Raw genomic sequence first — 13,190 nt, forward strand, 5'->3', positions numbered from 1 at the left:
GTTGTCTGACCAGCAGGCGGGTTTTCGCGACCAGCAGCGGTTCAGCGATCCGGCGGAGGCGGTGCCTGCCGAATGGACCGCGCCGACCCCACCGAACGGGCTGCCGCTGGGATATGCGTCGCGCCCGCTGCAGTCACAGCAGGACGACCCGACGCCTTACTTCGACCTTTCGACCGTCGCCCTGCTGGGCCAGCCCAAGCGCGCCCCGTCCGAGGGCTGGCGCAAGTGGCTGTACTACGGCACTTTCAAGCTGGTCAACGTCGGGGAAAGCCCGAAGGTCAACCGGCGCAACGGCCTGGTGGCCGAGGTGCGGCGACCATTGCGTGGCTGCTACCGGATCGCGCTGCTGTCGTTGAAGGGCGGCGTCGGCAAGACCACCATCACCGCGACGCTGGGCGCGACGCTTGCGTCCATCCGCGGTGACCGCGTCGTCGCCGTCGACGCCAACCCCGACCGCGGCACGCTGAGCCAGAAGGTCCCGCTGGAGACGCCTGCCACCGTGCGGCACCTGCTGCGCGACGCCGAGGGCATCGAGGCCTACAGCGACGTCCGCGCCTACACCTCGCAGGGCCCCAGCCGGCTGGAGGTGCTCGCGTCCGAACAGGACCCCGCGGTGTCCGAGGCATTCAGCTCCGACGACTACACCCGCACACTCGAGGTGCTCGAGCGGTTCTACAGCCTGGTGCTCACCGACTGCGGCACCGGAATGCTGCACTCGGCGATGTCGGCCGTGTTGGACAAGGCCGACGTGCTCGTCGTCATCAGCTCAGGTTCGGTCGATGGCGCCCGCAGCGCCTCGGCCACGCTGGACTGGCTGGACGCCCACGGTCATCAGGACATGGTGCGCAACTCGATCGCGGTCATCAACGCGGTGCGGCCGCGCTCGGGCAAGGTCGACTTGAAGAAGGTGGTCGACCACTTCTCGCGGCGTTGCCGTGCTGTGCTTCAGGTCCCGTTCGATCCGCACCTGGAGGAGGGCGCGGAGATCAGCCTCGACCGGCTCAAGCCGCAGACGCGGGAGGCGTTGATCGAATTGGCGGCCGTCGTCGCCAACGGTTTTTCGGGTGCGAATCGCCAAGACGCCCAGTCGGGCTAGGTCAGCGCGGGTTGTTGTCCCCGTGGCCGAGCCGCCGCAGGAAATCCGGATCGTCGTCCGGGCCGATCACGCGCGTCTTCGGGCGAGCCGCCGCTGTCATCCGCGTCAGCCGCCAGCCGGCGTAGATCAAACCGGCCAAGACGAGTATCAGGAGCAAATACGCCACAAAAACCTCCTTGGTGTGAATATACGCGCCGTCGGTAGGCTCGGGCCGTGTCTGACCGACCGTCCCGATCCGGCCTCGTGGTGGACGTGCTGCTCTACGTCCTGGCCCGGCTGCTGCTCGTCGTCGTCTTGACCGCGGTGATCTTCGGTGCCGGACATCTGCTCGGCGTGCGTGATTTCCCGCTTGTCGTCGCGCTGCTGTTCGCGTTGGTGATCGCGCTTCCGCTCGGCATCTGGATCTTCTCCCCGCTGCGGCGTCGCGCCACCGCAAGCATCGCCGTTTTCGACGAACAGCGCCGCAAAGATCGCGAGCAATTGCAGGCCAGGCTGCGCGGCGAGGAGTCCGCAAGCGACGACCGGCCGCCAGCCGAATGACGGCGCGCGCAGCGTTCGGTGCCGAATTCGCAGGCGCCGACGGGTTTCTCAACTCGCCGACCTATGGCCTGCCGCCGGGCTTCCTCATCGACGCATTGCAGGACTGCATCGCGGCCTGGCAGGCCGGGACAATGGAGGCGTCGTCGTTCGACGAACCGGTTCGCGCGGGCCGCGCCGCCTATGCCGCTTTGACCGGTGTTCCAGTCGATTCGGTGGCCATGGGCGGCAACGTTTCCGCCGTGCTGGGTCTGGTGGCAGCGGCCATTCCCGACGGCAGCCGGGTGGCCACCGTGGCCGGCGAATTCACCAGCACCACGTTCCCGTTCGCCGCACAAGCGGGCAGGGGCGTGACGGTCACCGAGTTGACACCCGAACAGTTGGTTTCGGACGCGGCCGACTTCGATGTGGTGGCGGCCAGCCTGGTGCAGTCGGCTGACGGCGCGGTGCTCGACGCCGACGCGTTGCGGCGGACGGTGGCGGGCACTGACACACTGACCGTCCTCGACATCACCCAGGCGCTTGGCTGGAAACAGGTCGATGTCGGCTGGGCGGATGTGACGGCGGCCGGGGTGTACAAGTGGCTGCTGGCGCCGCGCGGCACCGCGTGGATGTCGTTGAGCGACAGGATCGCTCACATCATGACGCCGCATGCGGCGAACTGGTATGCGGGGGAAGACCCGTGGCAGTCGATCTACGGTTTGCCGCTGCGGTTGGCCGACAGTGCGCGCCGCTTCGACGCCTCGCCCGGCTGGTTCAGCGCGCTGGGCGCAGGCCTCACGCTGCCGTGGCTCGCATCGCTGGACGGCGCCGCGATCGAGGCGCACACCGTCGGATTGGCCAACCGCGCGCGCATGGAACTCGATCTGCCCCAGCAGGATTCGGCCATCGTGTCGATCCCTATTGCCGATGCGGCCGACAAGCTGCGCGCGGCCGGTATTCGCGCGTCGGTGCGCGCGGGCGCCGTCCGCGTCGGCTTCCATCTCTACAACACCGAGGACGATCTGGATCGCCTGCTCGACGCGCTCCGATAGCGCCTTTTTTCGCCTCGGCGCGGCCTAGACTCACCGCGGGAAGGGAGGACAAATGACCTCCACATTTTCTGTTGCCGTGGTGGGCGGAGGCATCGGCGGAATCGCCGCCGCGACGATGCTCAAACGCGCCGGCTACGAAAACGTCACCGTGTTCGAGAAGAACCCCGGTCTCGGCGGGGTATGGCACGCCAACACCTATCCCGGTGCGGCGTGCGACGTTCCGTCGCATTTCTACGAGTTCTCGTTTGCGATGAACCCCGACTGGTCGCGCAGGTACGCGCCGCAGCCGGAGATCAAGGCCTATCTGGAACGGGTCGTGCGCGAGCAGGGTGTCGAGCCGATGTTCCGGTTCAACTCCGAAGTGCGCTCGGCGATTTGGGACGACCGCGGACATTGGGTGCTCGACACCGCCACCGGCGAGCATGTCGCGGATGTTCTCATCACTGCGTGCGGGCAGTTGTCCACGCCGAAGTATCCCGACATCGAGGGTCTCGATGAGTTCGAGGGGCCGGCCTTCCACACCGCGACCTGGCGTCACGACGTCGATCTGACCGGCAAACGGGTCGCCGTCATCGGCACCGGTTGCAGCGCCGCACAGGTCGTGCCCGCCATCCAGCCGCAGGTGGCGACGGTCGACGTCTACCAGCGGTCGCCGGGGTGGACGATGCCGCGGATGGACTACGAATACTCCGAACGTGCCAAGCGGCTCTTCCGGCGTTTTCCGGCGCTGCAACGTCTCGACCGCCGGTCGGTTCAGGCGTTCATGGAGTTCGGCGCCATCGGGATGACGCGACGCAAGTGGCTGCTGACGCCGTTGAAGGCGCTTGGCCGCAAGCGGATACGCGACGCGATCGCGGATCCGGCGCTGCAGGAAGCGTTGACCCCAAAAGACGAGTTCGGTTGCAAGCGCGTGATGGTGACTGACGCCTGGTATCCCGCGCTGGCCAAACCCAATGTGCAGGTGATCACCGGTGGGGTGCAGCGGATCACGCCGCACGGCGTGGTCGGCGGCGATGGCGTTGAACGCCAGGCCGATGTGCTCGTGCTCGCGACGGGGTTCAAGTCCCACGACTTCGTCGCACCGATGGAAATCCGCGGTGTCGGCGGCCGCAGACTCGCCGACGAGTGGGCCGAGACGCCGAAAGCCTATCTAGGGCTCAGTGTTCCGGCGTTTCCGAATATGTTCCTGCTCTACGGCCCGAACACCAACGGCGGAACCGGATCGGTGGTGTTCATCGTCGAGGCGGGAATGACGCATGTGCTCGCGGCGCTCGCCGAACTGAAGCGAACCGGCACCCGCAAGATCGAAGTCCGTCGTCAGATCGCCGACGATTTCCACAACGAGGTCAGGCAGGCTCTTCCCGACACGGTGTGGAGTGGCTGCGGCAATTGGTATCTCGACGAAAACGGGCACAGCCCGAATCAGTGGCCATGGCGGTGGGCGACGTACACCCGCCGAACCCGGGAGCTGGAACCGGGAGCGTATCTGGTGGGGGATAACTGCTAGCCACAGATGGGTGGCAGCGTTGACGACTTCGGCTACTGGCCGCGCGATCCTGAGAGTGCCTACAAAAAGGCCAACAAAGGAGTAACGCGAAAATGAAAATCCGGGGTCTGATTCCGCCGCTGTTGGTTGCCGGCGCGAGTGCCGTCGCGATTGCGGTCGCACCGCTGGCCGCAGCCGCGCCCAGCTGTACGTCGACCGGCACGGCCAGCGTTTGCGAGTCCGAAGGGAACGCTCAAATCATCGCCACCCCGCCGCCAGTCGACTACCAAGCGCAGTACCCGTTCTTCGGCGACGTGCTGCTGTTCCACCACGGCGGGCGCTGAAACCCATTCTAGGCACCGGCTATTCGCTCCGGAGTGGGATGACCACCGTCAAGGTCGTCCCACTCCCGGCCGGGCTGCTGATGCCAAGCCGGCCAGACAACGCCTCGACCCGGTCCTTGAGTCCGATCAACCCCGACCCTCCGCCCGCCGCGGCGCCGCCAACCCCGTCGTCATGGATTTTCAGGTGTAGCTCGTCGTCGTCGGCGACCGCGCTCACCGTCACGACAGATGCCTGCGCGTGTTTGGCCGCATTGGTCAATGCCTCGGCGACCACGTAATAGGCGGCGACCTCAACCGATTCCGACAGCCGGCGATCGACGTTCAGATCGAGTTCGACGGGCACGGCTGAGCGCCGTGCCAGCGTCTTGATGGCCGGGCCCAGCCCGCCCTTCGACAGGATCGCGGGATGCATCCCGCGGGAGATCTCCTGCAATTCCGTCGAGACGCCGACCAAACCGTCGACGACATTCGAAAGGTGTTCCCGCAGCTCTGGGTGTTCTTCCGTGATCGCCGCCTCGGCCGCGCGCAGCTGCAGACCGAGCGAGACGATGCGCTGCTGCGCACCGTCGTGAAGGTCGCGCTCGAAGCGGCGCCGGGCCTGATCGCTCGCGGCGACGATGCGCGCGCGTGACGCGGTGAGCTCCGCGCGGGTTTCGGCGTTGGAGATCGCCGTCGCGACGAGGTCGGCGAAATCGCATATGCGGTCCTCTGTTCCGGGAGGCAGCGGCTCGCTCTGCGCCGTCCCGATCACCAGCGCGCCCCACGTGGCGCCGTCGACGATGATCGGAGCCCCCACCGCCGAGCGCAGGCCGAGGCGACGGACCCGATCAGCCGTGGCGCCGGTGGCACCGTCGTAAGTATCCATTCGAGCCGGTTCGCCGGTCTCGAGGATCAAAGCGGCAACATTGTCGCCGTCGAGCGGAATCCGCTCTCCGATAGCCATTTTCGTGGGTCCCTCATCGTCGCGGCCTGCGAGCAGTACCAGCGCCTCGCCCGACTCGTAGCGAATCAATGCAACATTGTCGATGCCGAGGCCGTGGGACAGTTCGGCAACGGCTGCGGGGTAAACCTGTGCCGGGTCGACTCCACGCGCCACCATCGTCGCGACGCGTCGCAGCGCGGTCTGTTGGTCAGCGAGTGCGCTCGCCTTGGCGCGGCTTGCTTCTGCCTCGCGCCTGCGCTGCTCGGCTTCAGCGGCCCGCAACCGGGCCTGTCCGGCGAGCAGGTTCGCCAGCAGCGCCACCGGCAGGAAGATCAGGATGGCCAGCGCATCCTGTGGATGCGTCGGCAGAAATCCCGTGCCGGTGTCCATGTGGAATTGCACGTAGACCGCCGCACTGGCGAGCGTCGTGGCCACGGCCAGCCGGAAACCCCACCCAGCCGAGACGACCAACACGCCGACGAGGAAGAGCACGCCGAACGCGTTCTCGGGCGCGATGCGCTGCAGTTGGTGCACCAGGAGCGTTTCGGCGCAGATGAACGCGGCGGCGACGACGACGCCGAGCCACACCGGTGGTGAGGTCGGCCGCACCACAAGCGCCAGCAGTCGCGTGGTCAGCGGCCGCGGTTCAGGCGCGGGTAGCGACGCGGAGTTCTGATTCATCTGGCCTCTTCAACACAGCACGGCTCATCGATTATTGCCTGTGAGGATGGTAGGAGTTCCGGCTAGCGGGAATGCGATCATGGTGAACATCTGCGAAGCTCAGAACCATGTTTGCCGCGGGAGTCGACGTGCGCTGCTTGATCGTTGACGACAGCGCCGAGTTTCGCGACGCCGCAAGCGCGATGCTCGAGCGGGCGGGCATCAGCGTAGTCGGTAAGGCGTCCAATAGCGCTGAGGCCCTTAGGTTTTACGAAGACTTTCATCCAGACGTCGCGCTGGTGGATATCGACCTCGGCGGTGAGGACGGCTTCGAGCTCGCCGAGAAACTCGACCGTGCGGGCGCCGCAAGCCACTTGGCGGTGATTCTCGTGTCCACCTACGCCGAATCGGATCTCGAAGAGATGATCAACGCCAGCCCGGCGGTCGGGTTTTTGCAGAAGCTCTCGCTGTCGCCTGACGCCATCCGGAATCTGGTCAACGTCAGCGGGCCTCAAGGTAAGTGATCACCGCCCGCACGCGGCGGTGGTCGTCGCCGGTTTCGGGCAGATTGAGCTTGGTCAAGATGCTGCGGACATGCTTTTCGACGGTGCCTTCGGTGACCCAGAGCCGCCGGGCGATGCCGGCGTTCGATCGCCCCTCGGCCATCAGCATCAGCACCTCTTTCTCACGTGCGCTCAGCGCCGCCAGCGGGTCGTCGCGGCGCCGCGCGGAGACCAGCTCCTGCACCAGTGCGGGGTCGACGACGGACGCACCCTTGGAGACGCGTTCCAGGGTGTCGACGAAATCGGCGACGTCGGTGACGCGGGTCTTGAGCAGGTAACCGATGGCGTGCCCGCTGGCCAGCAGTTCGGTTGCGTGCTCGACCTCGACGTGTGCAGACAGCACCAGGATTCCGGTGTCGGGCAGTTCCGTCCGGATCACGCGCGCCGCGTCGAGACCCTCGGTGGTGTGTGTCGGTGGCATGCGTATGTCGACCACGACGAGTTGCGGTTTGCGGTCGCGAACGACGGTGAGCAACTCGGTTGCATCGGCGGCTTGGCCAACCACCTCGAAGCCTGAGCGCTCGAGCAGGCTGGCGAGCCCCTCGCGCAGCAACACGTCGTCGTCGGCGACGACGACCTGCACTGCAGACATGTGGATCCTTCCAACGCCGGGAAAGGGGCAGACCCACCAATCTTGCATGGAATTCACAGTCGGGGCAGCAGGTTTACCGCTAGCAGGTATTCGATCCTCGGGTTAGCAGGAATGTTGGATGGCGGTCAGCGTTGACCTCCACGCTCCGCGCGCGCTCGCTGAAACGCCGCGAGTTCTGGACAAATACGTCGCCGAGGCGGTCGGCGCATTCGCGCTCGTGTTCACGGTCGCCGTTGGTCTTGGCAGCCGTAGTCCCATTGCAGCGGTGGACTTCACCGCGTTGTTCGGCATCGCATAGTTTGCGGCACGGTGGGGTAGGCGTCGGCTATGACGACAGCAAAGGCGCTCTATCAGCGATGGATAACGGAGCTGTGGACCGGTAAAGTCGCCGCGGCCGAACTGGTCTCCGACGACTTCGTCGGTCACTGGCCGACTCATGATGTACACGGACCCGACGAACTGCAGGCGATGGTCGACGAAACGCATCAGATGCTGTCCGACTTGATGTTCGTCGTCGAGATCGAGCCGTTCGTCGAGCGCGATCTGGTCGCTGCCCGCTGGGTCGGTACCGGTGCGACGAAGGACGGTCCGGCGCGGTTCACCGGCAACGACATCCTGCGGTTCAACGACGGCCGCTTCGTCGAGTACTGGACGGGCACGTCGACCGGCTAGCCGGCCCCGTCCTTCAGCAGTTGGCGCAGCCGCTCGATCGGGTCGCCCGCCCCCGGGTTCAACCGCAGCGGTCCGGTCGGCTCGTCGACCTGTTGTGAGGTCTGCCCGGCCGGCGGAGCGGGCGGCGGCGAAGCGGGTGGAGGCGGTGGTGGCGGCGCCGGTGCCGTCTTCCCGAGATTGGCCATCTTGGTGTTCAGCCGCGCCGTTGCATCGTTGCGGATCGCCCGGCGCTCAGCGTCGGGATCCGTATTGGCCGCAAAGCATCCGTCGCGCGCCTCGTGGATGACGGTCAGCGCACCGGTGTAGATGGTGCGTGCTTTGTCGAGTTGCCCCTCCCAGGCGGCGAGGTCACCCTGCCGCTCACGCACCAGTTCGAGGTTCACCCGAACCGGACACGCCAGTCCCGCGTCGGCCCGCGTCAACGCCTCGGAGAAGTGGTCGTCTGCCTCATCGAGGCGACCCTCCAGCACTGCCAGGGTGCCCGCGGCGAACGGTGCCTTCGCCGGTTCAATCAGGTTGACGGTGTTCATCGTCGCCACGTCGGTGCGAAGCGCGGAGACCTGGCCCTCGCTGAAATGTGCGCCCGCTGAACTTGCCGCAGTCACCGCAGAGATCAGCTTGGCCGCCGTCAGCAGCGCGACGATCATGACTGGGGTCGAGAACAGCAGCAGACGTCGGCGCAGCCGCAGGCGCGAGGGAACCTGTTTCACGGGGCCGCCTCTCGACTCGCCGTCCTTGTCCTACGAATCTCGCGGACAGTCAAGAAGAGCTCGAACAGCAGCAGTACGGACGCCGGTAGCGTGAACACCCAGTACAGCTCGGTGCGGGCAGTCGCACCGGTCACGGTATTCGGCTGCCGCGCAGTCGAATTCGGCTGCAGGGCGCTCGCGGGAAGCGGCTCACCGGGGGTGCGATGGACGTATCGAACGCCGAGTTGCCCGGCGATGGCCTCGAGACGCGTCTGGTCGAACCGGGATGCTGCGCCGTAACCGAGCACGGCTCCACCGTCGACTGTGCCTGCTAGCGGCTCGAACTCACCCTGCGGCGCGCCGGAGCCGGGTGCGCCTGATCCGAAGTAGAACACCAGGTTCGCCGAATCGCGGTACTGCTGTCCGGCGCCGATGAGTTGGTAGCGCAGCACGTTCGCCGCTGCAGCCGCATCTGCCGCCGCCCCTCCGTCCGGCTCGTCGTACGGCGCCAACCGCGCGGTCACGGGCCGTAGGCTCCAGACATCTTCGGATAGCGGCCAATCCAATGAGGCCCGCGACGCGAAATCGATCACCGCAAAACGCGCACCTGGATACCGGTCGATCAATCCGGCGATGTCGGCGCGGATGCCGTCCATGCGTGAGGCGTCCCCGTAGTCGGCGACGGCAGAATCCGGGGACCGGTCCACGACCAAGAACACGTTGACGTTCTCACCGGCCGGCGCCGAAGCCGTAGCCGGTTGCCCGCCAGCCGCCAGCCACGGCCGCAATGCCGCAATCATCACCAGGGTGACCGCCAGAGTCAGTCCGCACCAGCGCCACACGGTCGACCACCGCGCTCCCGCCGTGGTGTGCAGCTGGTACATCGTGATCAGCCGAATCACGAGGAGAACCAGCGCGATCACCAGAAGCAGGGCCGGCGGCAAAACGGGATCGAAGTTCATCGGCGCAGCACCGCGAGGGATACACACAACAGGGCGGCGGCAATCACGCCGGTGGCGAGCGGAACGACGGGTGAATCCGAGCGCCACCCCAGTATCGTTGCGTCACCGGAAAGGGCTGCCGCTGGTGGCCGCTCGCCGATGGAGTCCAGATCGGCGCCGAGCGCAGCATCCGCGGCGTCGTAGAAGAAGAACTGTCCCCCGCTGGCTTCGACGATGGACCGCAGCCCGGCTTCTCTGCCGCGGGGTGAGGTGGTGATGGCGTTGATCTGGACGCCGGCCTGCTCCGCCATATCGGTAACGCGTTGGCTGACGAACAAAGCCGGCCGTGTCTCGCCGGGTGCACGGATCGAACTGGGGCCCAAATAGATCAGCGTGCGACGGTGGGTGCTCTTGTCTTCGAACGACGGAAAGCCGGTCATGCACAGCGCGAGAACGTCATCGATACTCGGTGCGTAGTCGACATACGAAACCGGAGGTGCAAAGCCAGCAGCCGTCGCGCGCACAACCGGATCGGCCTGGTGTTGAGCAAGTTCGGCGTATGTTCCGAACTGGCCGGCGGCGTATTGGTAATCGCGGGTCATCGGAACCACGCGGCGTGTCGGTGAGGTAAGCCCGATGCTCTGGGTGCCGAATGTTTTCGCCTTGGCGGCGAAGTAGGTGAGGAATTTCGAGGTGGCCGGGTCGGCGACCGGCTGACCAACGCAGAGCATGATGTCCTGCGGCACATCGTCATCGGGACTCCACGACCATCCGGTGGGGCGTGCGCTCGCTACCACGGCAGCGCAGAACACCGTCAGTAACAGCACCAAGGCGACGAGCATCGCGAGGAAACGCATTCGCGCCAACCGGGCATAGCCCGGCAGCCGGGTCAACCGCGCGGTGTTGGCCAGCGGACGCAATCCTCGACGGACTTCGCTTCGCGCCGACAACACCGCCAACGCGACCGCCCCTGTCAGACAGCAGAATCCGACGACGGCGACGGGCCACCAACTCAGCTCCATGTCCGAATCAACTCCTCGGCCTTGTTCGCGAGGTCGGCCATGTCTTCGTGTGAGTCGGAATTGAATTGGACATCGTTGAGTGCCGCGAACACCGGCCCGGCGGCAGCCAGCTCACTGGCCACGATCGCCTCGACGTGCATGTACTGGACCGGTGTGCCCGTGGCCTGGTGCAGGAAACTTCGCAACGTCTGGCTGATCCGGGTGCCGGCGGCCGCGGCGGTCAGGCTCCCGCAGCGATGCCCGGCGACAGCCGCACCGATGCTGCGGGTGAACCGCCTGCGTAACACAAAACCGTGCAAGGATCGGATCACCGGCAGGCGGCGCAATTGTCGCGACGGCAATGTCCAGACGATTACGCCTGCATACCAGGCGATCACGAGCAATATGAGTGCCAGCGCCAACCACAGCCACCACTGCGAGTATGGCGGAGTACCACTGACGAACCGGAGCAGATCATCCGGCACGGGCGAACACCTGCGTCAGCTCGACCAGTCGGTTTCGGATTTCCGCGCTGCCGGTGATGGTGGTGTGCGGAATCGCGTGCGCGGTCATGAATTCCGCTAGCCGGCTGACTCTTTCGCTCTCGGCGCGCCGATACGCGGCGACGATGCGTGGACCCAGCGCAGCCCCGCTCATCACGAACCGCCCCGTCGCCACGTCATAGCCACCCCGCTCGTCGTCGGCTCCTGCGACCGCGGGCATGTCGGCGACCATCGCCCACAGCACATCGTGCCGGGCCCGCAGTCGGGTGACGGCGTCCTCGAGACGGTCGGAAACCTCGGGCTCGTCAGAGACGACGACCACCAGCAGCGGATGACGATAATGCGTTGCCACGTAATCGAGTTGGCAACTGATGTCGCTGGTTCCCTGCTGTTCGCGGGTGTGGGTCGCAAACCGGTGCAGCATGCTCTCGATGTGAGTCTCGCCGCGGCGCGCGGGAATGTTGATGCAGCCGCGAGCGTCTCCGTACACCAGGCCGATCTGGTCGGCGCGCCCGATGGTGATCAATCCGATCGCACCCAGAATGTTCGTGGCGACATCGCGTTTGGTCTCGGCGCTGGGGGTCAGCGCCGACATGTTGCGACCGGTGTCGGCGACAAGGAGGATCTTGTGGTGCTTCTCGGAGACGAAGCGCTTGATCAACACGGTGCCCGACCGGGCTGACGCCTTCCAATCGATGTCACGGACGTCGTCGCCCGGTACGTAGGGTCGCAGCTCGTCGAATTCCATGCTGCGGGTGTGCAGCAGGGCATAGCGGCCGCCTTCCAGCATGCCGCGGGTGTCCGTGCCGAAATGTGCCTTGGCTCTGTGGAGATGCTTGCCCACCGCGACCTCTACGGCACCCGCACCGCTTGCAGCACGGCGTCGATGACCACTTCCGGCGTGATGTTCGCGCTCGCCGCCTCGAAGCCGAGAATCAGCCGGTGCCTCAGCACCCGATGGGCAAGTTTGGCGATGTCGTCGGGGATGACGTGGGTGCGTCCCGAAAGCACCGCGAGCGCACGTGCCGCCTGACAGAAGGCGATGGTGGCGCGCGGACTTGCACCGTATTCGATAACGCGGCCAAGGTTTCTCGGCAAGTACTGGTCGGGAGCGCGCGTGACGTTGACAAGGCGGCTGGCGTAGAGCATCAACGCCCGGTCCATGTGGACATTGCGGACGACCTGTTGCAGGCGGCGAATGTCATCGAGGCTGGCAACGGGCCGGGTACCGCGGTCCTTGTCGTACACCCCGGCGTCCAACCGCGCCATCACCTCGACCTCTTGCTCTGAAGAGGGATAGCGCAGCACATCTTTGAGCATGAATCGGTCGGTTTGCGCCTCGGAAAGTGGATAGGTGCCTTCCTGGTCGACGGGGTTCTGGGTCGCGATCACCAAGAAGGGCTCCGGAATCGGGTACACCTTGCCGGCAATCGTGGTCTGACGCTCCTCCATCGCTTCGAGCATCGCGCTCTGCGTCTTGGCGCTGGAGCGGTTGATCTCGTCGAGCAGCACGATGTTGCTGTGCACCGGACCCAATTGGGTGACGAATGAGTGGGTCTGCGCTTCGTAGACCTGAGTGCCGATGATGTCGCTGGGCAGCAGGTCCGGTGTGCATTGGATGCGTTGAAACCCGCCGTGGACGGCTTCGGCGATCACTCGGGCTGCGGTTGTCTTGGCCAGCCCGGGAACGCTCTCGATGAGAATGTGCCCGCCGGCGAGCAGTCCGATGAGCAGCGATTCGCGCAAGTTCTCTTGCCCGACCACCTTCGCCGAGAACGCCTCGGCGATCGCGCCGACAACGCGCTGGGTCTCGGCGACGTCGGACTGCGCGCGTGCTGCGGTCATGGATGCCTTTCGAAGGATCGAGACGAAGTGCGTTGAGTACCCCCCCGGCCACGGTATACACACACGGTTGTCATGATCGAATGACGTCAAGTAAAGTTGACACATGACTGACACCGAGGCGTTGACCAGTGCCGATCCGGCCGTGGGACTGCATTCGGTCAGGGCCCTGCGTCAGCTGCAGGAGCGGCTCGAGGCCATTCATGTCGCGAACGCCCGTGATCAGGGCTGGAGTTGGCAGGCGATCGCCGAGGCGCTCGGGGTGAGCCGGCAGGCCGTGCACCAGAAGTACAACCGAAGGAGTTGAC

Annotated in this window: 18 protein-coding genes; 9 read left to right on the forward strand and 9 right to left on the reverse strand. The window is 65.8% G+C overall.

Annotated elements, in window-relative coordinates:
- Position 1 precedes the first annotated feature (1 nt).
- Positions 2-1,096, forward strand: coding sequence for a MinD/ParA family protein (locus tag J3E61_RS13055; RefSeq protein ID WP_210083825.1), 1,095 nt, complete (start codon positions 2-4; stop codon positions 1,094-1,096).
- 1 nt (position 1,097) lies between these two features.
- On the opposite strand, the gene J3E61_RS13060 is transcribed toward J3E61_RS13055, so the two are convergent.
- A complete protein-coding gene (locus J3E61_RS13060) occupies positions 1,098-1,262 on the reverse strand; it encodes a hypothetical protein (protein ID WP_192725478.1) in 165 nt (54 codons plus the stop codon).
- A gap of 47 nt (positions 1,263-1,309) precedes the next feature.
- On the opposite strand from J3E61_RS13060, the gene J3E61_RS13065 reads away from it, so the two are divergent.
- The 4 genes from J3E61_RS13065 to J3E61_RS13080 all read left to right on the forward strand — a co-directional run bounded on the left by J3E61_RS13065 (position 1,310) and on the right by J3E61_RS13080 (position 4,497).
- Positions 1,310-1,636: a DUF4229 domain-containing protein gene (locus J3E61_RS13065; protein WP_210083826.1), complete on the forward strand. Its 327-nt coding sequence runs from the start codon at positions 1,310-1,312 to the stop codon at positions 1,634-1,636.
- Positions 1,633-2,667 carry an aminotransferase class V-fold PLP-dependent enzyme gene (locus J3E61_RS13070; RefSeq protein ID WP_210083827.1) on the forward strand — a complete coding sequence of 345 codons (1,035 nt, stop codon included), beginning with the start codon at positions 1,633-1,635 and terminating at the stop codon, positions 2,665-2,667. The genes J3E61_RS13065 and J3E61_RS13070 overlap by 4 nt, the downstream gene beginning before the upstream one ends.
- 52 nt (positions 2,668-2,719) lie before the next feature.
- Positions 2,720-4,174: an NAD(P)/FAD-dependent oxidoreductase gene (locus J3E61_RS13075; RefSeq protein ID WP_210083828.1), complete on the forward strand. Its 1,455-nt coding sequence runs from the start codon at positions 2,720-2,722 to the stop codon at positions 4,172-4,174.
- Positions 4,175-4,266: 92 nt separating this feature from the next.
- A complete protein-coding gene (locus J3E61_RS13080) occupies positions 4,267-4,497 on the forward strand; it encodes a hypothetical protein (protein WP_192725474.1) in 231 nt (76 codons plus the stop codon).
- Between the two features lie 19 nt (positions 4,498-4,516).
- On the opposite strand, the gene J3E61_RS13085 is transcribed toward J3E61_RS13080, so the two are convergent.
- Complete coding sequence (locus J3E61_RS13085) at positions 4,517-6,100, reverse strand: DUF4118 domain-containing protein (RefSeq protein ID WP_210083829.1); 1,584 nt, start codon at positions 6,098-6,100, stop codon at positions 4,517-4,519.
- Positions 6,101-6,228: 128 nt separating this feature from the next.
- On the opposite strand from J3E61_RS13085, the gene J3E61_RS13090 reads away from it, so the two are divergent.
- Positions 6,229-6,603 carry a response regulator gene (locus J3E61_RS13090; RefSeq protein ID WP_192725933.1) on the forward strand — a complete coding sequence of 125 codons (375 nt, stop codon included), beginning with the start codon at positions 6,229-6,231 and terminating at the stop codon, positions 6,601-6,603.
- Here the strand turns inward: J3E61_RS13090 and J3E61_RS13095 are convergent.
- A complete protein-coding gene (locus J3E61_RS13095; protein WP_192725472.1) occupies positions 6,581-7,234 on the reverse strand; it encodes a response regulator in 654 nt (217 codons plus the stop codon). The two genes, J3E61_RS13090 and J3E61_RS13095, sit on opposite strands and share 23 nt — an antisense overlap.
- Before the next feature lie 118 nt (positions 7,235-7,352).
- Between J3E61_RS13095 and J3E61_RS13100 the strand changes: the two genes are divergently transcribed.
- Both J3E61_RS13100 and J3E61_RS13105 read left to right on the forward strand, forming a co-directional pair.
- Positions 7,353-7,532 carry a hypothetical protein gene (locus J3E61_RS13100; RefSeq protein WP_210083830.1) on the forward strand — a complete coding sequence of 60 codons (180 nt, stop codon included), beginning with the start codon at positions 7,353-7,355 and terminating at the stop codon, positions 7,530-7,532.
- Positions 7,533-7,561: 29 nt separating this feature from the next.
- Positions 7,562-7,906 (forward strand): nuclear transport factor 2 family protein, encoded by a 345-nt coding sequence (locus tag J3E61_RS13105; RefSeq protein ID WP_192725470.1) that lies wholly within the window; start codon positions 7,562-7,564, stop codon positions 7,904-7,906.
- Here the strand turns inward: J3E61_RS13105 and J3E61_RS13110 are convergent.
- The 6 genes from J3E61_RS13110 to J3E61_RS13135 are packed head-to-tail and all read right to left on the reverse strand — an operon-like array spanning position 7,903 to position 12,885.
- Complete coding sequence (locus J3E61_RS13110; protein WP_210083831.1) at positions 7,903-8,616, reverse strand: hypothetical protein; 714 nt, start codon at positions 8,614-8,616, stop codon at positions 7,903-7,905. The genes J3E61_RS13105 and J3E61_RS13110 overlap by 4 nt on opposite strands.
- The gene (locus J3E61_RS13115; protein WP_210083832.1) at positions 8,613-9,557 is read right to left on the reverse strand and encodes a VWA domain-containing protein; all 945 of its coding nucleotides are present in this window, start codon (positions 9,555-9,557) and stop codon (positions 8,613-8,615) included. The genes J3E61_RS13110 and J3E61_RS13115 overlap by 4 nt, the downstream gene beginning before the upstream one ends.
- Positions 9,554-10,558: a hypothetical protein gene (locus tag J3E61_RS13120; protein WP_210083833.1), complete on the reverse strand. Its 1,005-nt coding sequence runs from the start codon at positions 10,556-10,558 to the stop codon at positions 9,554-9,556. Before J3E61_RS13120 ends, J3E61_RS13115 begins: the two co-directional genes overlap by 4 nt.
- A complete protein-coding gene (locus J3E61_RS13125; protein ID WP_210083834.1) occupies positions 10,549-11,022 on the reverse strand; it encodes a hypothetical protein in 474 nt (157 codons plus the stop codon). Before J3E61_RS13125 ends, J3E61_RS13120 begins: the two co-directional genes overlap by 10 nt.
- Positions 11,012-11,884 carry a DUF58 domain-containing protein gene (locus J3E61_RS13130; protein ID WP_210083835.1) on the reverse strand — a complete coding sequence of 291 codons (873 nt, stop codon included), beginning with the start codon at positions 11,882-11,884 and terminating at the stop codon, positions 11,012-11,014. Before J3E61_RS13130 ends, J3E61_RS13125 begins: the two co-directional genes overlap by 11 nt.
- An 8-nt stretch (positions 11,885-11,892) precedes the next feature.
- Complete coding sequence (locus J3E61_RS13135; RefSeq protein WP_210083836.1) at positions 11,893-12,885, reverse strand: MoxR family ATPase; 993 nt, start codon at positions 12,883-12,885, stop codon at positions 11,893-11,895.
- 103 nt (positions 12,886-12,988) lie between these two features.
- Between J3E61_RS13135 and J3E61_RS13140 the strand changes: the two genes are divergently transcribed.
- Complete coding sequence (locus J3E61_RS13140; protein ID WP_192725463.1) at positions 12,989-13,189, forward strand: helix-turn-helix domain-containing protein; 201 nt, start codon at positions 12,989-12,991, stop codon at positions 13,187-13,189.
- Position 13,190 lies beyond the last annotated feature (1 nt).

The sequence above is a fragment of the Mycobacterium sp. OAE908 genome (genome assembly GCF_017872775.1).
Lineage (GTDB): Bacteria > Actinomycetota > Actinomycetes > Mycobacteriales > Mycobacteriaceae > Mycobacterium.

Coding starts and splice junctions, on each gene's coding strand:
- J3E61_RS13105 (WP_192725470.1), top strand. CDS start 7,562: ATGACGACAGCAAAGGCGCTCTATCAGCGATGGATAACGGAGCTGTGG.
- J3E61_RS13085 (WP_210083829.1), bottom strand. CDS start 6,100: ATGAATCAGAACTCCGCGTCGCTACCCGCGCCTGAACCGCGGCCGCTG.
- J3E61_RS13080 (WP_192725474.1), top strand. CDS start 4,267: ATGAAAATCCGGGGTCTGATTCCGCCGCTGTTGGTTGCCGGCGCGAGT.
- J3E61_RS13100 (WP_210083830.1), top strand. CDS start 7,353: ATGGCGGTCAGCGTTGACCTCCACGCTCCGCGCGCGCTCGCTGAAACG.
- J3E61_RS13140 (WP_192725463.1), top strand. CDS start 12,989: ATGACTGACACCGAGGCGTTGACCAGTGCCGATCCGGCCGTGGGACTG.
- J3E61_RS13070 (WP_210083827.1), top strand. CDS start 1,633: ATGACGGCGCGCGCAGCGTTCGGTGCCGAATTCGCAGGCGCCGACGGG.
- J3E61_RS13075 (WP_210083828.1), top strand. CDS start 2,720: ATGACCTCCACATTTTCTGTTGCCGTGGTGGGCGGAGGCATCGGCGGA.
- J3E61_RS13135 (WP_210083836.1), bottom strand. CDS start 12,885: ATGACCGCAGCACGCGCGCAGTCCGACGTCGCCGAGACCCAGCGCGTT.
- J3E61_RS13120 (WP_210083833.1), bottom strand. CDS start 10,558: ATGGAGCTGAGTTGGTGGCCCGTCGCCGTCGTCGGATTCTGCTGTCTG.
- J3E61_RS13095 (WP_192725472.1), bottom strand. CDS start 7,234: ATGTCTGCAGTGCAGGTCGTCGTCGCCGACGACGACGTGTTGCTGCGC.
- J3E61_RS13115 (WP_210083832.1), bottom strand. CDS start 9,557: ATGAACTTCGATCCCGTTTTGCCGCCGGCCCTGCTTCTGGTGATCGCG.